The sequence below is a fragment of the Variovorax sp. GW821-FHT09D04 genome, assembly GCF_059416405.1.
The window spans coordinates 212,030-231,331 of record NZ_JBWKPA010000003.1 but is presented as its reverse complement, the minus strand read 5'-3'; the positions used below and the strand labels follow the sequence as shown (position 1 = coordinate 231,331).

Annotated in this window: 19 protein-coding genes and 2 riboswitches; of the genes, 9 read left to right on the top strand and 10 right to left on the bottom strand. The window is 69.6% G+C overall.

All coding sequences use genetic code 11. The features are described from left to right. The first annotated feature begins 5 nt into the window (after positions 1–5). A riboswitch (glycine riboswitch) is annotated at positions 6–96 on the top strand. Between the two features lie 12 nt (positions 97–108). Next, positions 109–213: riboswitch (glycine riboswitch) on the top strand. A gap of 47 nt (positions 214–260) precedes the next feature. The 3 genes from gcvT to gcvP all read left to right on the top strand — a co-directional run bounded on the left by gcvT (position 261) and on the right by gcvP (position 4,844). After that, positions 261–1,433, top strand: a complete 1,173-nt coding sequence (gcvT, locus tag AC07O4_RS11430; RefSeq protein ID WP_495304573.1) for a glycine cleavage system aminomethyltransferase GcvT — start codon at positions 261–263, stop codon at positions 1,431–1,433. Positions 1,434–1,504: 71 nt separating this feature from the next. Further along, positions 1,505–1,876 carry a glycine cleavage system protein GcvH gene (gene gcvH / locus AC07O4_RS11425; protein ID WP_062474411.1) on the top strand — a complete coding sequence of 124 codons (372 nt, stop codon included), beginning with the start codon at positions 1,505–1,507 and terminating at the stop codon, positions 1,874–1,876. 58 nt (positions 1,877–1,934) lie between these two features. Next, entirely contained in the window at positions 1,935–4,844 is a 2,910-nt protein-coding gene (gcvP, locus tag AC07O4_RS11420; RefSeq protein WP_495304572.1) for an aminomethyl-transferring glycine dehydrogenase, read from the top strand. Between the two features lie 31 nt (positions 4,845–4,875). Here gcvP and AC07O4_RS11415 read toward each other — a convergent pair whose 3' ends face one another. From AC07O4_RS11415 to AC07O4_RS11405, 3 genes are all read right to left on the bottom strand, one after another. Next, positions 4,876–5,124 carry a hypothetical protein gene (locus AC07O4_RS11415; RefSeq protein ID WP_095744869.1) on the bottom strand — a complete coding sequence of 83 codons (249 nt, stop codon included), beginning with the start codon at positions 5,122–5,124 and terminating at the stop codon, positions 4,876–4,878. A 108-nt stretch (positions 5,125–5,232) separates the two neighbouring features. After that, positions 5,233–6,144 (bottom strand): DUF3014 domain-containing protein, encoded by a 912-nt coding sequence (locus AC07O4_RS11410; RefSeq protein WP_495268121.1) that lies wholly within the window; start codon positions 6,142–6,144, stop codon positions 5,233–5,235. Positions 6,145–6,286: 142 nt separating this feature from the next. Beyond that, positions 6,287–7,405 carry a DUF2855 family protein gene (locus AC07O4_RS11405; RefSeq protein ID WP_495304571.1) on the bottom strand — a complete coding sequence of 373 codons (1,119 nt, stop codon included), beginning with the start codon at positions 7,403–7,405 and terminating at the stop codon, positions 6,287–6,289. A gap of 50 nt (positions 7,406–7,455) precedes the next feature. On the opposite strand from AC07O4_RS11405, the gene AC07O4_RS11400 reads away from it, so the two are divergent. Beyond that, positions 7,456–8,076 carry a TetR/AcrR family transcriptional regulator gene (locus tag AC07O4_RS11400; RefSeq protein ID WP_495304570.1) on the top strand — a complete coding sequence of 207 codons (621 nt, stop codon included), beginning with the start codon at positions 7,456–7,458 and terminating at the stop codon, positions 8,074–8,076. On the opposite strand, the gene AC07O4_RS11395 is transcribed toward AC07O4_RS11400, so the two are convergent. From AC07O4_RS11395 to AC07O4_RS11380, 4 genes are all read right to left on the bottom strand, one after another. Next, the gene (locus AC07O4_RS11395; protein ID WP_070059384.1) at positions 8,051–8,728 is read right to left on the bottom strand and encodes an alpha/beta hydrolase; all 678 of its coding nucleotides are present in this window, start codon (positions 8,726–8,728) and stop codon (positions 8,051–8,053) included. The genes AC07O4_RS11400 and AC07O4_RS11395 overlap by 26 nt on opposite strands. A gap of 39 nt (positions 8,729–8,767) precedes the next feature. Then, the gene (locus AC07O4_RS11390; RefSeq protein ID WP_495273016.1) at positions 8,768–9,808 is read right to left on the bottom strand and encodes an NAD(P)H-dependent flavin oxidoreductase; all 1,041 of its coding nucleotides are present in this window, start codon (positions 9,806–9,808) and stop codon (positions 8,768–8,770) included. A 135-nt stretch (positions 9,809–9,943) separates the two neighbouring features. Further along, on the bottom strand, positions 9,944–11,245 hold the full coding sequence (locus AC07O4_RS11385) for a UDP-N-acetylglucosamine 1-carboxyvinyltransferase (protein ID WP_390344806.1): 1,302 nt from the start codon (positions 11,243–11,245) through the stop codon (positions 9,944–9,946). A gap of 155 nt (positions 11,246–11,400) precedes the next feature. Beyond that, a complete protein-coding gene (locus tag AC07O4_RS11380; RefSeq protein WP_070059389.1) occupies positions 11,401–12,318 on the bottom strand; it encodes a protein NO VEIN domain-containing protein in 918 nt (305 codons plus the stop codon). A gap of 111 nt (positions 12,319–12,429) precedes the next feature. Between AC07O4_RS11380 and AC07O4_RS11375 the strand changes: the two genes are divergently transcribed. Further along, complete coding sequence (locus AC07O4_RS11375; protein WP_495304569.1) at positions 12,430–13,149, top strand: hypothetical protein; 720 nt, start codon at positions 12,430–12,432, stop codon at positions 13,147–13,149. Positions 13,150–13,152: 3 nt separating this feature from the next. Here AC07O4_RS11375 and AC07O4_RS11370 read toward each other — a convergent pair whose 3' ends face one another. Continuing rightward, positions 13,153–13,470 (bottom strand): hemagglutinin, encoded by a 318-nt coding sequence (locus AC07O4_RS11370; RefSeq protein ID WP_354346455.1) that lies wholly within the window; start codon positions 13,468–13,470, stop codon positions 13,153–13,155. 109 nt (positions 13,471–13,579) lie between these two features. On the opposite strand from AC07O4_RS11370, the gene AC07O4_RS11365 reads away from it, so the two are divergent. Then, positions 13,580–13,801 (top strand): DUF7661 family protein, encoded by a 222-nt coding sequence (locus AC07O4_RS11365; RefSeq protein ID WP_143599026.1) that lies wholly within the window; start codon positions 13,580–13,582, stop codon positions 13,799–13,801. A gap of 11 nt (positions 13,802–13,812) precedes the next feature. On the opposite strand, the gene AC07O4_RS11360 is transcribed toward AC07O4_RS11365, so the two are convergent. After that, the gene (locus AC07O4_RS11360; RefSeq protein WP_495304568.1) at positions 13,813–14,082 is read right to left on the bottom strand and encodes a hypothetical protein; all 270 of its coding nucleotides are present in this window, start codon (positions 14,080–14,082) and stop codon (positions 13,813–13,815) included. 107 nt (positions 14,083–14,189) lie between these two features. Here AC07O4_RS11360 and AC07O4_RS11355 point away from each other — a divergent pair, with 107 nt between their 5' ends. From AC07O4_RS11355 to AC07O4_RS11345, 3 genes are all read left to right on the top strand, one after another. Continuing rightward, entirely contained in the window at positions 14,190–16,286 is a 2,097-nt protein-coding gene (locus tag AC07O4_RS11355; protein ID WP_495304567.1) for a S8 family serine peptidase, read from the top strand. A gap of 89 nt (positions 16,287–16,375) precedes the next feature. Continuing rightward, on the top strand, positions 16,376–16,627 hold the full coding sequence (locus AC07O4_RS11350) for a cell division protein FtsQ/DivIB (RefSeq protein ID WP_070095020.1): 252 nt from the start codon (positions 16,376–16,378) through the stop codon (positions 16,625–16,627). Between the two features lie 100 nt (positions 16,628–16,727). Beyond that, positions 16,728–18,332 (top strand): phospholipase D-like domain-containing protein, encoded by a 1,605-nt coding sequence (locus AC07O4_RS11345; protein ID WP_495304566.1) that lies wholly within the window; start codon positions 16,728–16,730, stop codon positions 18,330–18,332. Here the strand turns inward: AC07O4_RS11345 and AC07O4_RS11340 are convergent. Beyond that, entirely contained in the window at positions 18,323–19,294 is a 972-nt protein-coding gene (locus AC07O4_RS11340) for a LysR family transcriptional regulator (protein WP_307694040.1), read from the bottom strand. The two genes, AC07O4_RS11345 and AC07O4_RS11340, sit on opposite strands and share 10 nt — an antisense overlap. Positions 19,295–19,302: the final 8 nt, after the last annotated feature.

Below are 19,302 nucleotides of genomic sequence, written 5' to 3'. Positions count from 1 at the left end.
CTACACTCGCCGGGTCAGGAGAGAGCCCCGCGCGACGGGGCCGCCGAAGGCGCAGGGGTTCCCCGAACGCTCAGGCAAAAGGACTGACAAGACGCCGGCAACCACCGGCGTTTCCTTGCTGGAGAGAGGCCGTGGCATTGCATGCGGCCCACCGAAGGAGCAAACCCCGATCGTGGGGCGAATCTCTCAGGTAAAGCGGACAGCAGGGGTGGCCCGTGGCGTTGCAGCCATGGATTTCGACTGCCCCTTTGGAGTACCCCGTGGCTGCTTCCTCCGCTTCCAACGCCCAACTTCTCAAGACCCCGCTGTACGACCTCCACGTCGAGTTGGGCGCCCGCATGGTGCCCTTCGCCGGCTATTCGATGCCCGTGCAGTACCCCGCCGGCCTCATGGCCGAGCACAAGCACACGCGCAATGCGGCCGGCCTGTTCGACATCTCGCACATGGGCCAGCTGCGCCTGGTCGGCCCCGACGCCGCCGCCGCGTTCGAAACCCTGATGCCCGTCGACGTGGTCGATCTGCCCGCCGGCAAGCAGCGCTACGGCCTGCTGCTGAACGACGAGGGCGGCATCCTCGACGACCTGATGTTCTTCAACGAAGGCAGCGGTTCGCTCTTCGTGATCGTGAACGGCGCCTGCAAGGTGGCCGACATCGCCCACATCCAGGCCAGGATCGGCGCGCGCTGCCAGGTGCAGCCCCTGCCCGACCACGCGCTGCTGGCGCTGCAGGGTCCGCAGGCCGCCGCCACGCTGGCGCGCCTGTCGCCCGGCATCGAGCGCTTCGTGTTCATGACCGGCGGCGCGGTGCAGATCGGCGGCATCGCCGCCTTTGTCACCCGCAGCGGCTACACCGGTGAAGACGGCTTCGAAATCTCGGTGGCCGCAAAAGACGCCGACGCCCTCGCCCGCCTGCTGCTCGCGCAGCCCGAAGTGAAGCCCGTCGGCCTGGGCGCGCGCAACTCGCTGCGGCTCGAAGCCGGCCTGTGCCTGTACGGCAACGACATCGACACCACCACGACCCCGGTCGAAGCCTCGCTCAACTGGGCGATCCAGAAGGTGCGCCGCGCCGGCGGTGCGCGCGAAGGCGGTTTTCCGGGCGCGGCCAAGGTGCTGGCCCAGCTGGCCGCCGTCGCCTCGGGCGCGGCCGGCCATACCGACCACAAGACACTCACGCGCAAGCGCGTCGGCCTCGTGGCACTGGAACGCATTCCGGTGCGCGACGGCACGCTGCTGCAGTCGCTCGAAGGGCACGACATCGGCGCCGTCACCAGCGGCCTGCTCGGCCCCACGGCCGACCGCTGCGTGGCCATGGGCTACGTGGCCGCCGCCTTCGCCGAGCCCGGCACGCGCGTGCAGGCCATCGTGCGCGGCAAGCCGGTGCCGATGGAGGTGTCAACGATGCCTTTCGTGCCGACGCGCTACTACCGCGGCTGACCGACACTGAACACCGCAGACCCGGCTAGGCTCTGCACCCCGATTCCATTTTTTCCACGAGGAGTTTTTTCATGAGCATCAAATACACCAAGGACCACGAATGGGTGGCGGCCGAAGGCGGCGCCGCCACCGTCGGCATCACCGTGCATGCGCAGGACGCGCTGGGCGACGTGGTGTTCGTCGACCTGCCTGAAGTGGGCAAGACCTTCGCGCAAGGCGAGGTCGCCGGTGTGGTCGAGTCGGTGAAGGCCGCCGCCGATGTGTTCATGCCCGTGTCGGGCGAGATCACCGAAGTGAACGAAGCGCTGCGCGCCGACCCGTCGCTGGCCAACAGCGACCCGCTGGCCGCCGGCTGGTTCTTCAAGGTCAAGCTGAGCGAGCCCGCGCAGCTCGACGCCCTGCTCGACGCCGCCAGCTACGACAAGTTCGCCGCCGAATCCTGATCCGCTGAACAGCAGCTTCTTCGCACCTTCGTTCCTTCTCCCCCGAGCCTTCACCGCCATGCCGATTCCCGCCCTTCCCTCTTTGCAAGAACTAGAGAACGCCGAAGAATTCCTCGCCCGCCACATCGGCATCGATGCGGCGGACGAGGCGCGCATGCTGCCGGTGATCGGCTCCGAAACGCGCGCGGAGCTCATCGACGGCATCGTGCCGGCGGCCATCCGCCGTGCCCGGCCGATGCGCCTGCCCGCGCCGGTCACGGAGGCCGACGCGCTGGCCGAGCTGAAGGCGCTGGCGTCGAAGAACAAGGTGTTCAAGAGCTTCATCGGCCAGGGCTACTACGGCACGCACACGCCGGGCGTGATCCTGCGCAACATCCTGGAGAACCCCGCCTGGTACACCGCCTACACGCCCTACCAGGCCGAGATTTCGCAGGGCCGCATGGAAGCCCTGCTCAACTTCCAGACGATGGTGTGCGACCTCACGGGCATGGCCATCGCCAACGCCTCGATGCTCGACGAAGCCACGGCCGCCGCCGAGGCCATGACGCTCGCCAAGCGCAGCGTGAAGAGCAAGAGCAACGTGTTCCTCGTGTCGGGCGACTGCCATCCGCAGACCATCGAAGTCATCAAGACGCGCGCCGCGCCGCTGGGCATCGAGGTCAAGGTGAGCACCGTGTCGGAAACGCTGCCGCACCTGATGGTGAGCGGCGAGTTCTTCGGCGTGCTCGCGCAGTACCCGGCCACCACCGGCCACGTGCACGACCTGCGCCCGCTCGCCGGCCACGCGCACCAGTGCGACGCCGCCTTCATCGTCGCGGCCGACCTGCTGGCGCTGACGCTGCTGGTCGCTCCCGGCGAGTTCGATGCCGACATCGTCTGCGGCACCACGCAGCGCTTCGGCATGCCGCTGTGCAACGGCGGCCCGCACGCCGCCTACCTGGCCTGCCGCGATTCGTTCAAGCGCTCGCTGCCCGGCCGCCTCGTCGGCGTGAGCGTCGACACGCATGGCCAGCCGGCCTACCGCCTCGCGCTGCAGACGCGCGAGCAGCACATCCGCCGCGAGAAGGCCACCTCGAACATCTGCACCGCGCAGGTGCTGCCGGCCGTGGTCGCCAGCATGTACGCCGTGTACCACGGCCCCGACGGCCTCACGCGCATCGCGCAGCGCGTGGCCGTGCTCACCGCCATCCTCGCCAAGGGCCTGTCGCAGATGGGCCGCGAGCCGGTGAACACCACCGCCTTCGATTCGCTCACGATCCGCACCGGCGACGACACGGCCGCGATCATCGAGCGCGCGCAGGCCGGCGGCGTCAACCTGCGCCAGCGCCTGCAGCAGCACCTGGGCATCTCGCTGGACGAAACCACCACGCGCGCCGACATCGAAACCCTGTGGGCCCTGTTCGTGCCCGCCGGCACCGCGATGCCGCGATTCGACGAGCTGGCCGCCAGCACCACGCCGCTGATTCCCGAGGACCTGCGCCGCACCAGCGCCTTCCTCGCGCACCCGGTGTTCAACACCCACAAGAGCGAAACGGCGATGCTGCGCTACATCCGCAGCCTGTCGGACAAGGACCTCGCGCTCGACCGCAGCATGATCCCACTGGGCAGCTGCACCATGAAGCTCAACGCGACCAGCGAGATGATCCCCATCACCTGGCCCGAGTTCGCCAACATCCACCCCTTCGCGCCCGCCGATCAGCTGCAGGGCTACGCCCAGCTCGACGCGCAGCTGCGCGCCTGGCTGTGCGAGGCCACCGGCTACGCGGGCATCAGCCTGCAGCCCAACGCGGGCTCGCAAGGCGAGTACGCGGGCCTGCTGGCCATCAAGTCCTTCCATGAAGCCAAGGGCCAGGGCCACCGCAACATCTGCCTGATTCCTTCGTCGGCCCACGGCACCAACCCGGCCAGCGCCCAGATGGTGGGCCTGCAGGTGGTGGTGACGGCCTGCGACGCGCAAGGCAACGTCGACATGGACGACCTGAAGCGCGCCTGCGAAAAGCACAGCGCCCACCTGGCCGCCGTGATGATCACCTACCCCAGCACGCACGGTGTGTTCGAGACCCGCGTGAAGGAACTGTGCGAGCTCGTGCATGAACATGGCGGCCGCGTGTACGTCGATGGCGCCAACATGAACGCGCTGGTCGGCGTGGCCGCGCCGGGCGAGTTCGGCGGCGACGTGAGCCACCTGAACCTGCACAAGACCTTCTGCATCCCGCACGGCGGCGGCGGCCCGGGCGTCGGCCCGGTCTGCGTGGTCGAGGACCTCGTGCCCTACCTGCCGGGCCATGCCACGGCCGGCGTGCCGTCGAACGGCGTGGGCGCCGTGTCGGCCGCGCCGCTGGGCAATGCGGCCGTGCTGCCGATCAGCTGGATGTACTGCCGCATGATGGGCGCCAAGGGCCTGCAGGCCGCGACCGAAACGGCCATCCTGAGCGCCAACTACATCAGCGCCCGCCTGAAGGACCACTACCCCACGCTGTACGCGAGCCCCAACGGCCACGTCGCGCACGAGTGCATCCTCGACCTGCGCCCGCTCAAGGACACCAGCGGCGTCACCGCCGAGGACGTGGCCAAGCGCCTCATCGACTACGGCTTCCACGCGCCCACGCTGAGCTTCCCCGTGCCCGGCACGCTGATGGTGGAGCCCACCGAAAGCGAACCGCTGGCCGAGCTCGACCGCTTCGTCGACGCGATGATCGCCATCCGCGGCGAGATCCGCCGCGTGGAAGAAGGCGTCTGGTCGAAGGACGACAACCCGCTCAAGCACGCGCCGCACACCGCCGCCAGCCTGCTGGGCACGGAGTGGAGCCACCCGTACTCGCGCGAACTCGGCGCGTTCCCGCTGGCCGAACTCAAGCAGGCCAAGTACTGGCCGCCGATCGGGCGCGTCGACAACGTCTACGGCGACCGCAACCTGTTCTGCAGCTGCGTGCCGGTGGGCGAGTACCAGGAAACCGAAGAGGCCTGACGAAGGCGCGGCGGCGCAAGCCGCCCGCCGTTCAGCCTTCGCGCTGGTACATCGCCCACTTCACGGTGAGCAGGTCCGCGGCGATCTTCGCGGCGTTCACACCCGCGTAGGTTTCGGACGGATCGAAGGCGAAGGCCGCCTGGTAGCGCTTGATGTGCGCGTAGTCCCGATCGAAGGTCATCGGGCCCATGAGTTCGGTCGGGTCGGTGCCGGCGGGAAGCGCCAGGAATTTCCCGGGGTCGGTGGTGCTCTGGTAAAGATCGACGCTCATCAGGTTCATGGCTTGCCCTCGAAGTCGTAGGCGCAAATCATCTCGACCCTTCGCGCCGCATGCAATCGGCCCGCGCCTACAGGGCGTGCAGGCGGGGCGCTGTCAGTGCATCGCGCCTCAGGGCTGCTTCTTCTTCGCGATCTCGCCGGTGGCGATCTGCGCGCGCAGCCCGCGCAGGCTGGCCTTCATCTTGCGCTCGTTCTCGGGCCCCATGCGCACCAGGATCTTCTGGCCGGCCGAGAGCGATTCGAGCTTCGGATCGGCGTATTCGTAGCGCACCCAGGGCCGCTGCGAGGGAATGTCGCCCTTCACCTCGACCAGCTTCACCTGCACCGGCCCCGTGGGCTCGGGCGCCTGCAGCAGGTGGTCGATGACGGCGATGAAGCGGTCGTTGAAATAGCGGCCCGGATAGCCCAGCTCTTCGTACGCCTGCTGGAACAGCGGGTACAGCCGCGCATACACCGCCGCCGCCTTGGCCGGATCGACCGCCCCGGCCAGCATCACGATGCCGTTGTAGCGCGCGGCGTTGTTCGCCGCGATGGTCTGCACGCCGCCCTGCTGCGGCCCGTCGGTGATGAAGCGCTGCGGCGCGGGCTGCACGGGCCACTTGCTGGCGGGTGCCTGCTCGCGCGGCAGGTTGTCGACCGTGGCGACGAAGCGCCGCACCACGCCGTCGGACTGCAGGTAGGCCGCCACGGCCTTGCCGCCCAGCAGCTCGGTGAGCGCCTTCATCACGCGCGCATCGGAACTGGCCAGTGCGGGCAACGCGGCATCGGGCGGGGCCAGCGCCTCGACCGGGTTCTGCGGGCCCTTCGGCTCTTCCACCTTGGGCGGCTCGGGGGGCGCGTCGTTCGGGGCGACGGCCACGGGCGCGGTCGGCAACGGCGCCAGTTGCTGCTGCTGGTACCAGCGCCAGCCGAAATAAGCCGCCACCAGCACGACCAGCGCCAGGCCGACGATGGTGCCCATCGGCGCTTCCTTGCGGGGTCGGAATTCAGGGGTGTCGCGGGGGGAGTCGGCGTCGGACATGGGCGGTTTCCTTTTGCGGGATGGCAGTGGGGAGACGAAAGGCAATGGTGCACCAGGATGGCCTGCACGGCCCGCACGATCGCCACGTTCTCGTAACCCCCTGTGACGCCCCACCCGCGCCGAAGTTCAGTCGCTCAACCCCTCATTCGCCGCCGATGCGCACCACATGCGCCTCGCGCGGATCGACGCGGCCCGCGTGCAGGTCGGCGATCACGGCCTGCGCATGCGCGAAGCCGCGGCCCTGCGCCAGCGTCATCCAGCGGTTGCCCGGGCGGCTCAGCTCCGCGATGAAGCGGCCCTGCGCGTCGTTGAAGCGGCGATTGACCTCCTGCGGGCCCCAGTCGGCATTGCGCTTGCGGATCTGCACGGGCGCGAAGTAGAGCTTCGGCGTGGGGCCGGGCAGCGCGCTGGTGTCGCCGAGGAATTCGGTCTTCTGCGCCGAGCCCGCATAGCAGTCGTACACCAGCGATTCACCGAAGTGGTGGTGCACGGTGGCGCGCAGGTCGTCGTGGCCCGCGAAGTCGACGTACAGCGTGGGCACGTCGGCCGCGAGCGTGGCGATCTCGCCGTAGGCCACCGTGCGGTCGTAGCAGCCCAGCGCTTCGACGAAGGCGCGGTTGCCTTCCGAGGTGGCCGCGATCAGCTGCAGGCCCTCGCGGCGGCCGAGGCAGAAGGCGGTGCCGAACGCGGTCTTGCTCGACGCGCTGGACACCACGACCTGCGTTGCACCGAAGAAGGCGTTGTCTTCGAGAAAGTCAGCCAGCATGAACGAGGTGATGAACAGCGGACGCACCAGCATCTGGTAGTCCTCCAGCGCGGCGACGTAGCCCGCATCGTGGCTGCAGCGCATGTACTGGTTGTAGGCCGACACCAGTTCGCTGCGGTGCGCCGCGCCGTCGTAGAAGCCGCGCGGCGTCACGCGCACCGGCTGCATGCGCAGGTGGCTGGCAATGGGAAAGTAGCCGTAGAAGCGCTCGCCCACCGCCACGCCTTCGACATTCGAGGCCACCACGTCGGCAAAGCCCCAGGCCGGCATGTGGCCCCAGTCGGCGTCGCCGGTGGGAAAGAACTGCCAGTACTTCATCACCGCATCGCCGAAGGCCGCGTAGGTGATGTTGTTGGTGGTGAGCGAGAAGCGCTCGATCTGCATCAGCACCTCGCCCGGCTGCAGGCTGCCGGCGTCTTCCGAAGTGACGATGCGGGTGGTTCCGAGTGCGTTCTTGCGCGTTTCGAGGCGGGTTAAAGTGAATGCGTTGTTCATTCGCAAACTGTAGGACGGCCCGCTTCGTCGCGGGTTCGGAAACCCGGTCCATGCCCGCCGCACCCCGCTCCAAGCCCCTGAAACGCCCCACGCAGGCGCGCGGCAAGTTCACCGTGCAGGCCATCTACGACGCCTTTGTTCGGATTTGGCGCGCGCAGGGCTGGGAGGGCGTGACCACGCGCGCCGTGGCCCTCGAAACCGGCATCGCCGTCGGCACCTTCTACGACTACTTTCCCGACAAGGAAGCCCTGCTCTCGGGCTATGTGCGCCACTGCGTCGAGGCGCTGCTCGCGCGGCTCGACGAAGAGGTGATTGCGCCACCGGACATCGACTGGCGCGAGCGCACGCAGCGCCTCGTGCGCCTCACCTGCGACACGCGCATCGACGGCTTGCCCGCCTTCGACCACGAGATGCTGATGCTCGAGCACCGTGTGGCCGAGCCCAAGCACCACCGGCGCGTGTACGACGAGCTGCTCGCGCGCTGGACGCAGGCCTTCGCCGCCTGCCGCGACCTGCAGCCGGCGCCCTCGCCCGCCACCGTGCAGGCGCTGCTGACCGCCGCCTGGGGCGGGCGCCGCTACCGGCTGCTGGTGCAGCCCGACGATGCGGCGGGGGATGCCTGGGTCGACGAGATGGAAGCGATGGTCAGGGCGCGGCTGTTGGCGCGCTGAGCGCCTGCAGCCACGCCAGCGTGCCCTGCAGCTCGGCCGGGCGGATCTCGTGCGCGCCCGGGAAGTCCGAGCCCGACAGCGCCAGCGGCAGCCCGCGCGCCAGCTCGCGCGTGGCCTGCGCGGCGCTCGGCGGAATCACGTTGTCGGCGCTGCCGTGGCTCACCCACAGCGCCTTGCCCGCGAAGGCCTCGGGCGGTGCGATGTGCGGCACCACCTCGGGCAGCAGCCGGCTGTGCCACACCAGCGCGGCACGCAGCTTCTCGGGCTGCGTGAGCAGCAGCGACAGCGACATGATCCCGCCCTGGCTGAAGCCGCCGACCACCACGCGCTCGGGCGGAATGCCCAGCTGCTGCGACGCCGACGTGACCATCTCGCCGATGAGGAAGCGGCTTTCCCGCTCCTGTTCTTCGTCGATGCGGCGCCCGCCGTCGGCCAGCACCTGGAACTCGAACCACGCGTAGGAACCGGGCGACAGCACATACGGCGCGCGCAGGCTCAGCACGTGGAACTGCGGCGGCATCATGCGCGCCAGGCCGAACAGGTCCTGCTCGTTGCTGCCCACGCCGTGCATCAGCACGAGCAGCCAGGGTTCAGGGCCGCCCGAGGGCGCGGGGTGGTGCAGGAACTGCAGGGGCAGATGGAGCGATGTCATGGGTCGGAAGGGTCTCGAAAAAATGACGGACGGCGCGGCTCAACGAAAGCCCTTGGCCAGCGCCCGCGTGACCTCGGCCGAGGACACCTCGCGGCAGCCGGTGGCGTTCTGCCCCGACCACAGCGGAGAAAAATCGCCGCTGCCCTGCGCCTCGGCCTTGGCGCGCAGCGGCGCGATGCCCGAGGTGGCGAGCGGAAATTCCGGCGCCGGACCGATGGACCCCAGCTCGCGCATCACGCGGTTGACGATGCCGCGCGCCGGCCGGCCGGTGAACAGGTTGGTGAGCGCCGTGTGGCGCGCGGCCTCGCTCTTCAGCGCCGCGCGGTGCAGCGCGCTGGTCATGGCCTCGGGCGTCAGCAGGTAGGCCGTGCCGACCTGCACGCCGGCCGCGCCCAGCGCCATGGCCGCGGCCACGCCGTCGGCATCCGCGATGCCGCCCGCCGCGATCACCGGCACCTTCAATGCGCGCACCAGCTGCGGCAGCAACGCGAAGGTACCGAGCTGCTTCGTCAGGTCGTGCGACAGGAAATGGCCGCGGTGCCCGCCGGCCTCCAGCCCCTGCGCGATGACCGCGTCGACGCCCTTTGCCTCGAGCCACAGCGCTTCATCGACGGTGGTGGCCGAAACCAGCACCTTCGCGCCCCAGCCGCGCACCTTCGCCAGCAGCGGCTCGGGCGGCAGCCCGAAATGGAAGCTCACCACCGGCGGCTTGAACTCGGCCAGCAGGTCGGCCACCTCGGCGCTGAAGGGGTTGCGCCCGGGGCCGGTCGGGATGCCCGCGGGGTCGATGCCGAACTCGGCGTAGTACGGCCCCAGCGCGGCGCGCCAGGCGGCCTCGCGTGCCTCGTCCGGCGTGGGCGGGGTGTGGGCGAAGAAGTTGACGTTGAAGGGCTTGTCGGTGCCCGCGCGGATCGCCGCGAGTTCGCTGCGCATCGCGTCGGGGCCGAGCATCGCGCACGGCAGCGACCCCAGCGCGCCTTCGTTGCACACCGCGATCGCCATCGCGCTGGCCTGCGCGCCGGCCATCGGCGCCTGGATCAATGGAAGTTCGGTGCCGAGGATCTGTTGCAACGTCGTCATTCGGGGTGCGCTCCTGTGTCCGTGTGTCGAATGCACGGCATTGTCCGGCCAAGCCGTTGAGCGCGGCGCCCGCGGGGTCATCGGGCAGCGGGACAGGTCAGCAGCAGCAGCAGCAGCGCGCAGCCCGCCGCAGGCTCACTCCTCGCTGGTCCACTCCACCTGTACGCCCAGGCTGCGCAGGTTTTCCACGAAGCGCGGATGCGCGCGCCGGATCGGCGTGGCGTTGCGGATCTCGGACTTGCCCTCGATGCTCGCGGCCACCATGAACAGCGCGATCGCCACGCGGATGATGTAGGGGCTCTCGACCACCGCCGGCGTGAGCGCGTGGCCGCCGAAGGTGATGAGCCGGTGCGGGTCGGACGAGAACACGTGCGCGCCGAACTTCGACAGCTCGCCGGTCCAGCCCAATGCGCCGTCGTACACCTTGTTCCAGAACATCGCGTTGCCCTGCGCGCGCACGCCCAGCGCAATGAAGATCGGCAGCAGGTCGACCGGGAAGTACGGCCACGGCGCGGCTTCCACCTTGGTGAGCACGTTGCTGGTGAACGGCGTCTGCACCTTCAGCGGGCCGCTGCGGATGGCGCGCGACCAGCCGTCGGCATGCTCGATCTGCACGCCGAACTTGGCAAAGGTGCGGTCGATGAGCGGAAAGTTGCCCGGCGCGCTGTTGCGCACCACGACGTCGCCGCCCGTGATCGCGCCCAGCGCCAGGAAGGTGGTGATCTCGTGGAAGTCTTCGTCGAAGCGGAACTCGCCGCCGCCCAGCGTGCCGCCGCCATGCACCGTGAGCCGCGAGGTGCCCATGCCCTCGATGCGCACGCCGATCATGGCCATGAAGCGGCAGAACTCCTGCACGTGCGGCTCCGAGGCCGCGTTGGTGAGCGTCGAGGTGCCGCCCGCGGCGGCCGCGCACAGCACGAAGTTCTCGGTGGTCGTCACCGAGGCGTAGTCCAGCCAGTGGTCGGTGGGCGTAAGGCGGCCGGGGGCGTACACCAGCAGCGAGCCCTCGGTGCGCTCCACCTGGCCGCCGAAGCGCTGGAACACCTCCACGTGCGGATCGATCTCGCGCACGCCCAGCGTGCAGCCCTTGACGTTGTCTTCCAGCCGCGCCACGCCGAAGCGCGCCAGCAGCGGCGGCACCAGCATGATCGACGAGCGCATTTCCTCGGGCAGGCGGTGGAGCGCCGCATCGAAGGTGGTGGCGCGGTGGTGCAGCTCGAGCGTGCCGCTCTCGTGGTCCATGCGGACCTCGCTGCCCAGCGTGCGGAAGATGTCGAGGATCTTGCGCACGTCGGTGATGTCGGGCACCCCGTGCAGCCGCAGCGGTTCGCCGGTGAGCAAGGTGGCGCACAGCACCGGCAGCACCGCGTTCTTGTTGGCGGAGGGAATGATGCGGCCGCGAAGGGGCGTACCGCCGTGCACGATGAGGTTGGACATGAAAGGGGGCGAACAGAGGGGCGAAGGCACGAACTGTTCGCGCCGGACGGCGGAACTTTACCGTTGGAAACGACGGGTTTCCGGGGGCTCAGTTGTAAGAATTTGGAAACGCCCGCGGCGCACTGGTGCAGCCGCGGCGTGGCCTGGGAGGCCCGTCAGGCCTTGCGCTGGAAGCCCGGCGCCTGGTCCACTTCGGTCGGCTTGTAGATCTTGTGCGCCGCCGTCGCGCTGCCCGCGTCGGCCACCACCAGCAGGCGCCACAGCGGCTCGCGCACGGCGCACATGCTTTCGTCGGGCGTGAGCGCGAAGGTCGGCAGCGCCGGGGCGGTGCCCTTCACGACCACCTTGAGCAGCATCGCGCCCTTGGCGTTCGACACCTCGATGTCGTAGCCCAGCGCCTTGCTGGTGACGTCTTCCGCGTTGTAGCCGTAGCCCTTGAAGTGGCCCATGACATAGGCCATGGCGGCGGCCTGGACGGCGTCCGTCGTGGTCGGGCCGGCCGGGGCCGCGTCTGCGTCGTCGGCCGCCGGCACGCCGCCACGGGCCTTGGCGGCCGTGATGTCGGCCTCGGTCGGCACCCAGCCGCGCGCACCGCGCACCAGCACGGCGAGCTGCTGCTCGGGTTCCCAGCTCGCGACGTGCCATTCGGCGTCGTCGCGCACGCGGGTCGACACCTTGGCGCTCTTGTTGCTCTCGAGCTCGGCAATGGCGACGCGGTTGGTCTGCAGCACGGCGCGGAAGCCCTGGCCGGCGTCGAAGGTGCGCTTGAGCAGGGCCAGGCGGTCCTTGGCGCGCTGCGCCTGCTGGGCGCTGCGCACGCCGCCGCCGGGGCGGCGCTGGGCGTCGAGCGATTCCAGGTAGAACCAGCGGCCACCGGCCGCGACGCTCACGTACTCGCCCCAGATGGTGGCGATGACGTTGTCGCCGGTGGCGAGCCAGGCGTGCTCGAACGGCTTGTCGCGTGCGTCGAACACCCCCATCTTGGCGACGATTTCGACCGGCGTGAGGCGCGGTCCGGAGAGCCGCATCTCATCGATGGCGGCGAGCACGGAGGGGTCGACTTCCTTGTCCATTCAGCGGAATTCTGGCGAGTTGGGAGGGGGTGGGAGTATGCCGCATCGGCCGTCGCTCCCCGGTGCCCGGCGCCGCGCCGCGTGTACCCTCCGTGCCTTGAAAGCCCTCGCATGCACGACCTGCTGACCTCCTATTTCTGGCACGGTGACACGCTGCGCAGCCGCAGCGTGAGCGGCATCGTGCACGCGGCCCTGCTCGACGTGCCCGAGCCCCCGGCGCGCCTCGTGGCCGACTGGCAGCGGGAGATCGCCACGAACGTGCCGCTCGAACCCGGCGATGTCGAACCGATGCCGCTGGCCCGCGCACGCACGCGCTGGCCCGACTATGCGCAGTGCGTGCAGGCGATGTCCGGCTGGCTCGGCACGCTGGGCCTGCCCGTGTCGCTGCTGCCGGCCAGCGACGTCGCCCTGATGGCCTGCCGCGGCGCGCGCTACCACCACGACGGCGCGCAGTACGGCGGCGCGGCGTTCTGCAATCTCTTTCTCAGCGAGGACAAGGGCCTGGACGTGCACTTTCCCGTCACGGGCCATCGCATCGCGCTCACGCGGGGCACGGCCCTGCTGTTCGACACGGGCCAGCCCCACGCGGTCGTGCCGCGCGGCAGCGACCACGGCTTCGACGCGGCCGACTTCCCGTCTTCGCTCGATCGCACGCAGCTGTTCCTGACCTGGGAGCTGTCGATCGAAGACGCGCAGGTGGCGCGGCTGCTCGGCGTCGGCTTCGATGTCGATCCGGCCACCGCGTCGCGGCTCGGTGAAGAACAGGTTTGGGTGAACGGCGAACCGGCCGAGGTCTGCGCGAGCTCGGGCCGCTGGCGCAGCGCCGAGTAGCGATCAATCGCCTTGGCGGTAGTGGTTCCCCGGCCGCGCCGCCGAATCGATGATGTCCCGCCACGATTTTCCCGCGCTTCGCAGCTGCTCGATCGACGGGCCCAGCGTGTTGCCGTAGCGGCTGTGCGACCTGGCTTCGAGGGCCTGCAGCTCGTGCGAGGGCGTCAGCGCGCGGTAGTGCAGCTTGAGATCGTCCCGCTGCGCGAAGATCCAGCGCGCCACCTGTTCTTCACTCACACCGTCGGCCAGCATCCGCGCAGCGGCAGGCCCCAGCTCGGCCACGGCCGCTTCGTAGGTCTTGCGTACGTTGAGGTCTGCCATGCGGACTCTGGAGTGGATGTGACGGGCGACTCGGCCCATTGTGCATACGACGAGGGCGCTACAGTGGCTGTCCCCTCACCTCTTTTCGTGCATGCCCGGAGCCCAGACGATGCGCCACCTCTTCAACGTGTTCGGCCGCACCCTGCGCGTCGAAATGACCGACGCCCGCTGGCGCAGCCACTGGGTCGGTGCCGACGGAAAACTGGGCCTCGCCCAGCTCGCAATTCCTCCGGACGTGGCGCCGGCCGACCTCGCGCAATACCTCTACGACATCTACCACGAGAACGCGACGCCGACGAACGGCGATGTCTTCGAGATCGGCGCGAAGTGAGCCCGGCGTTGCTATCGCTGCGCGGCCTTCGATGACGCGCGCAACATCAGCCAGGCCACGCCGCCGAACGCCAGCACGAACACCAGCAGCGGCCCCACCTCCCGGGGCCTGAATCCCTCGCTCGCGAGGTTGCCAAGCAAGGTCCACGGCACCAGCGGAAACGCAAGCAGCACCACCACCGCGGGCACATGCGCGTGCAGCGGAAAAAGAACCAGCGCAAGGCCGGTCGACAGCAGGCTCGCCACCAGGTACGCGAGCAGAAGCTTGAACACCACTTTCATGCGGCGATTCTGACCGCCTCCTTGCCCAAGCCGGGGTGACAGATGACACGGCAATCTGCTACACCTCGCGGTACCCACCCGTCCCCCTGCGCATGGAGATCCGACCGATGGCCCCAGCCAAGAAGCGCGTCGCCGCGAAGAAGCCCTCGCCCGCTGATACGAAAGTCCCCAGGATGCCGCACGGGGTGCTGACGCCGGCGCTGTCGTCGGGCAGCGTGCGGCTGCACGTGACCGGGCAGATCAAGCTGCTCAACAGCTGGGTCGACCTGCCGCCGGAGATGGCCGCCGCGATGGTGGCGCAGTCGGCCCACGCCGACGCGCCCGCCGCGGGCCACCTGCCGGGCGAAGCCTCCCCCGCCCTCACCGCCGCGCTCGCCGGCACGGCCGACGCGCTGTGCACGCGGCTCTCGCCGGTGTCGACCTTCGGGCTCGCGCAGCTGCAACGCCTGCCGATGGACGTCGAGACCTCGATGGACCCGCGCCTGCAGCTGGCGGTGATGAACCGCCGCGCGGGCAAGCAGAGCATGCCCATCTCGTCCGCCGATGGCGATTCGGTGCCGGTGGTGGCGCGCGTCACCAGCCATGCCGAGTGGGCCGACATTCCCGACGTCGATGCGGGCTCCGACATCGGCACCGCCGACGACGGCACGGCGCTCGTCACGGGCCGCATTCCGCTGGGCAAGGCCGAGGCCATCCGCCAGCATCCGGCCGTGCTCAGCATGAAGGCCTCGCAGCCGGTGCTGCCGGCGCTGAACAACACCATCGCGTCGATGGGCGTGCAGGCCGACAACCCCGCGCTCGCCGGCACGGCGGGCGGCGCCGGCGTGGTGATCGGCGTGGTCGATTCGGGCGGCGACTTCGCGCACCAGAACTTCGTCAAGGCCAACGGCAAGACGCGCCTGCTGGCGCTGTGGCAGCAAGGCGCGCCGGCCAAGGCCAACAGCCCCTACGGCTACGGCCGGCTCTTCGAGGCGGCGGACATCGACAAGGCGCTGAAGAAGGCCGACCCGTACAAGGCGCTGGGCTACGACCCCGGTGCGGGCATGCCGGGCAGCCCGGGTTCGCACGGCACGCATGTGATGGACATCGCCGGCGGCAACGGCCGGGGGTCGCTGCAACCCGGCGTGGCACCGAAGGCCGACCTGATCTTCGTCGAGATGTCGGCCCGCGACATCGCCTGGACCGGCCACAACGCGGTGTTCAGCTCCTTCGGCGATTCGGTGCAGATGCTCGAGGCGGTGAAGTTCATCTTCGACCGCGCCGGCGACAGGCCCTGCGTCGTCAACCTGAGCCTGGGCACCAACGGCGGCCCGCACGACGGCACCTCGCTGGTCGAGCAGGGCTTCGACGCGCTCGTGTCGCAAAAGCCCAACCGCGCGATCGTGCTGGCGGCCGGCAATTCGCAGGAAGACAACACGCACACGGCGGGCACGGTGCCCGGCAACGGGCACCTCGATGTGTCGTGGACCCTGGTCAACGGCAAGGGCGGCGAGTTCGAGCTCTGGTACGGCGGCAGCCAGCGCCTGCGTGCCGAGCTGCTGGGCCCCGACGGCCAGGTGCTGGCGAGCGTCGCACCGGGAGAAAACTTTCCGCTCGGTGCAGGCAACGGCGAGATCGCCGCGTTCCTCAGCAGCCGCATCACCGACCCGAACAACAAGGACAACGTGATCGGCATCTGGCTCGCACCCAACTGGCCCGACGGCGAGTTCAAGGTGCGGCTGCACGCCCTGGCCGCCGACGACGTGCCGTTCCATGCCTGGCTCGAGCGCCTGGACAGCGGCCAGTCGTACTTCGGCCAGCCGGTGAAGTCGCACCTGCTGGGCTCGCTGTCGACGGGAAAACTGTCGATCGTGGTCGGCGCCTACGACGCCCGCAAGACGGGCGAGCCCGCCGCCAGCTTCTCGAGCGCCGGCCCGACGCGCGACGGTCGGCCCAAGCCCGAGGTCAGCGCGCCCGGCGTGCAGGTGAAGGCCGCGCAGTCGCGCACGAAGGACGGCATGGTGAAGAAGTCGGGCACCAGCATGGCGGCACCGGCGGTGACGGGGCTGGTCGCGCTGATGCTGGCCAAGGCCCACAAAGCTGGAAAGAAGCTGACCATCGCCGACATCCGCGCCAGGCTGAAGGCGGGCGTCAAGCCCGGCGGCAGGCCGGCCGGCTGGGACCCGCAGCGCGGCGACGGCCGCGCCGGCAGCGGCGCGATCTGACAAGCTACCCATGACCCCCACGCCCGGTGCGGTTGTGCCGAACCCGAACGGGGGGTGTAATCTGTGCTTTCGCCCCCATCTGCCCTCTCATGCCCATCGATTTGCGCTCGCTCAAGAAGCTCGACTTTTCGGCCGCCCCCGCGCCGGTGTCGGGCGAGCGCGTCGTCGTGCTGGTCAAGCTGTGCGAGGGCGCCGAGCGCCCGGACTACATCGCCGCGCGTGCCGACATCTCGCCGGGCCTGTTCTCGGCCGAGATCCCGCTCGACAAGCTCCAGCAGCTCGAGGCCGATCCGGCCGTCGAGTCGGTCGAGCTGTCGCGCCGGCTGCCCAACATCTCCTGATTCCCCTGACAAGCGACCCACCCGGGTCGCTGCCTTCGCGCATGCCATGCCGGCAGGCGCCCGCACACCCGTGCCCCACAACCCACCCCAAGGAACACCCATGAAAGTGCTCGACGATGCCGCGCGCGCGGCGGTCCGGTCGGTGATCGCCACCCACCAGGCGCAGTTGGCCGCCCTGCCCGGCTACGTGGCGGCGGAGCCGGGCTTTCCGCTGGTCGACGGCCGCTTCCTGCGCGAGCCCGCCGTGATCGTGCTGGTCGACCGCAAGCGCCCGTTGTCGGAGGTTCCCGTGGCCGAGCGCGCGCCCCGGCAGCTCGGCCCCTACCGCGTCTGCGTGATGCAGGCCGACCCCGCGCGGCAGCTGGCCGCCAGTGCGGACTTCGAGGACACGGTGAACGCACTCGCCGAAGCCGCCGTCGGCCTCGTCTACAAGCCGCCGGCGGGCCAGCCCATCGACAAGGTCTACAACGTGAAGCAGCCCTTCCTGTGCCACGTCGGCCCCGATGCGGGGTGGCCGGTGCTGCGGCCTTTTCTCGAAGGCACGACGCGTTCGCTGTCGGTGGCGATGTACGACTTCAACGCCGACCACGTCGCCCAGGTCTTCATCGACCTCGTGCGCGACGGCGGCATCGCGGCGGCGCTGAGCTGGGACGACGGCATGACGAAGGAAGAACAGGTCATCCGCAAGAAGCTGCGCAAGCTGCAGCAGGAGGCCGACTTCAGGGCCTGGCTCGTGCAGTGCGGCAAGGGCCGCCGCTTCGCCAGCGCGTACCACGAGAAAGTGGCGGTGCGCGACCACAAGGCCTTCTGGCTCTCGAGCGGCAACTGGAGCAAACGCAGCCAGCCCGACATCGACCCCGTGGCCACGCCCGCGCAGGCCAAGGGCATGTTCAGCAAGGGCAACCGCGAGTGGCACGTGATCTGCAACGACGCCGTGCTCTCGAAGGTCTTCGAGAAGTACATCCTGCACGACCTCAAGGCCTCCGAGAAGGAAGAAGCCGACGGCGCGGCCGACGCGGCGCTGGACGTGGCGCCCAAGCTCACGTTGCCCGACGTGTTCGTGCCGCTGGACCACCTGCTGGAACAGGCCGTGGCCTTCGCGGGGCCGGTGGTGCCGGTCGAACCCGCGCGGCTGCCGACGGTGAAGACCACGGTGAAGGTCCAGCCCGTGCTCACGCCGGACAACTACCTGCCGCACATCAACGCCCTCATCGACAGCGCACAGACTTCGCTGTACCTGCAGTTCGCCTACATCACCTGGAGCGATGCCGACAAGGACGCGGACTTTCGCGCGCTGCTGCGCAAGCTCGCACAGCGCAGCACCGAGCCGGACCTCGACCTGCGCATCATCCTGGGCAGCACCAGCGCGGCCGACAACATCCGCAAGCTGGTCGAGGCGGGCTGCAACCAGGACGTGTTCCGCGTCCAGGGCAGCATCCACAACAAGGGCATCATCGTGGACGGCCAGGCGGTGCTGGTGAGCAGCACCAACTGGTCGGGCGACGGCGTGCTGCGCAACCGCGACGCCGGGCTGATCATCCACAACGAAGAAGTGGCGCAGTACTACCAGCAGGTCTTTCTCGACGACTGGGACTCGCGCGCCAAGAGCCGCGTGGACGACGATCCGCCGGTGACGCTGGCCTCAGCCGGCGCGCCCACGCCGCCGGGCATGGTGCGCATGTCGTGGAGCGACTATCACGGGTGAGGCGCCGCCTCGATGAAATCCACCGAGTGCAGCACCCGCCGCAGCTCGGGATCGTCCGAGGCCTGCCACGCCGGCAGCTGTGCCAGGAAGTGAGCGATGAAGCGCGCCGCCGCGTGCGACGGCGCCTCCTGCGCGCGGCGCACGATGCCCACGACGTTGCTGTGGAAGCGCTCGCGCAGCTGCAAGGTCACGAGCGCATGGCGCAGGCTCTCGGTTTCCACCAGCGGCCAGGGGCAGAAAGTGAGCATGTCGGTCTTGCGCACGAGGCCCAGCATCATCGACGGTGAATGGGCCAGCTGGATGCGCTGCACGGGCGCGGCCAAGCCGTGCTGGCGGAACAGGTTGTCGAGAAAACTCGCGCCCTCGCCCGGCGTGAAGTTGAGCACCCAGTCGTCCTGCAGCAGCTCGGCCATCGACTGCGCGCCGGCCCGCGGATGGCCGCGGCGCGCCACCACCGTCATGTCGTAGCGGAACAGCGGCTGCGCCTGCAGCCCCTGCATGGCCTCGTCGGGGCCGATGCGGCCGATCAGCAGGTCCAGGCTGCCTTCGCGCAGCCGCGGGTAACTGAGCGCGGAGAGGCCGTCGAACATCTCGAGCTGCACGTGCGGCAGCTCCTCGCGAAACAGCGACACCACGCGCGGCAGCAGGGTCTGCGTGATCCAGGGCGTGATGGCCACGGTCAGGCGCTGCTGCGCGCCGGTGTCGCGGTGGCGTGAGAGCGTGTCTTCGGCCTGGCGCAGCTGGGCCAGCACGCGCTGCGCATGTTCGAGCAGCTCCAGCCCGGCCGGTGTGAAGGCGATGCCGCCGCCATGGCGCGTGAACAGCGCCACCTGCGCATGCGCCTCCAGTTCGCGCAGGCCCTGCGTGACCGTGGCCTGGGTGACGCCCAGCGCCCGCGCGGCGGCGCGGATGCTGCCTTCGGAGGCGACGGCGGCGAGATAGCGGAGCTGGTGCAGCTTCATGGCGGCCC

Bases quoted from the DNA above. Each gene is read 5' to 3' on its own strand.
- gcvH (WP_062474411.1), top strand. From the start codon at position 1,505: ATGAGCATCAAATACACCAAGGACCACGAATGGGTGGCGGCCGAAGGC.
- gcvP (WP_495304572.1), top strand. From the start codon at position 1,935: ATGCCGATTCCCGCCCTTCCCTCTTTGCAAGAACTAGAGAACGCCGAA.
- AC07O4_RS11415 (WP_095744869.1), bottom strand. From the start codon at position 5,124: ATGAACCTGATGAGCGTCGATCTTTACCAGAGCACCACCGACCCCGGG.
- AC07O4_RS11410 (WP_495268121.1), bottom strand. From the start codon at position 6,144: ATGTCCGACGCCGACTCCCCCCGCGACACCCCTGAATTCCGACCCCGC.
- AC07O4_RS11405 (WP_495304571.1), bottom strand. From the start codon at position 7,405: ATGAACAACGCATTCACTTTAACCCGCCTCGAAACGCGCAAGAACGCA.
- AC07O4_RS11400 (WP_495304570.1), top strand. From the start codon at position 7,456: ATGCCCGCCGCACCCCGCTCCAAGCCCCTGAAACGCCCCACGCAGGCG.
- AC07O4_RS11395 (WP_070059384.1), bottom strand. From the start codon at position 8,728: ATGACATCGCTCCATCTGCCCCTGCAGTTCCTGCACCACCCCGCGCCC.
- AC07O4_RS11390 (WP_495273016.1), bottom strand. From the start codon at position 9,808: ATGACGACGTTGCAACAGATCCTCGGCACCGAACTTCCATTGATCCAG.
- AC07O4_RS11385 (WP_390344806.1), bottom strand. From the start codon at position 11,245: ATGTCCAACCTCATCGTGCACGGCGGTACGCCCCTTCGCGGCCGCATC.
- AC07O4_RS11380 (WP_070059389.1), bottom strand. From the start codon at position 12,318: ATGGACAAGGAAGTCGACCCCTCCGTGCTCGCCGCCATCGATGAGATG.
- AC07O4_RS11375 (WP_495304569.1), top strand. From the start codon at position 12,430: ATGCACGACCTGCTGACCTCCTATTTCTGGCACGGTGACACGCTGCGC.
- AC07O4_RS11370 (WP_354346455.1), bottom strand. From the start codon at position 13,470: ATGGCAGACCTCAACGTACGCAAGACCTACGAAGCGGCCGTGGCCGAG.
- AC07O4_RS11365 (WP_143599026.1), top strand. From the start codon at position 13,580: ATGCGCCACCTCTTCAACGTGTTCGGCCGCACCCTGCGCGTCGAAATG.
- AC07O4_RS11360 (WP_495304568.1), bottom strand. From the start codon at position 14,082: ATGAAAGTGGTGTTCAAGCTTCTGCTCGCGTACCTGGTGGCGAGCCTG.
- AC07O4_RS11355 (WP_495304567.1), top strand. From the start codon at position 14,190: ATGGCCCCAGCCAAGAAGCGCGTCGCCGCGAAGAAGCCCTCGCCCGCT.
- AC07O4_RS11350 (WP_070095020.1), top strand. From the start codon at position 16,376: ATGCCCATCGATTTGCGCTCGCTCAAGAAGCTCGACTTTTCGGCCGCC.
- AC07O4_RS11345 (WP_495304566.1), top strand. From the start codon at position 16,728: ATGAAAGTGCTCGACGATGCCGCGCGCGCGGCGGTCCGGTCGGTGATC.
- AC07O4_RS11340 (WP_307694040.1), bottom strand. From the start codon at position 19,294: ATGAAGCTGCACCAGCTCCGCTATCTCGCCGCCGTCGCCTCCGAAGGC.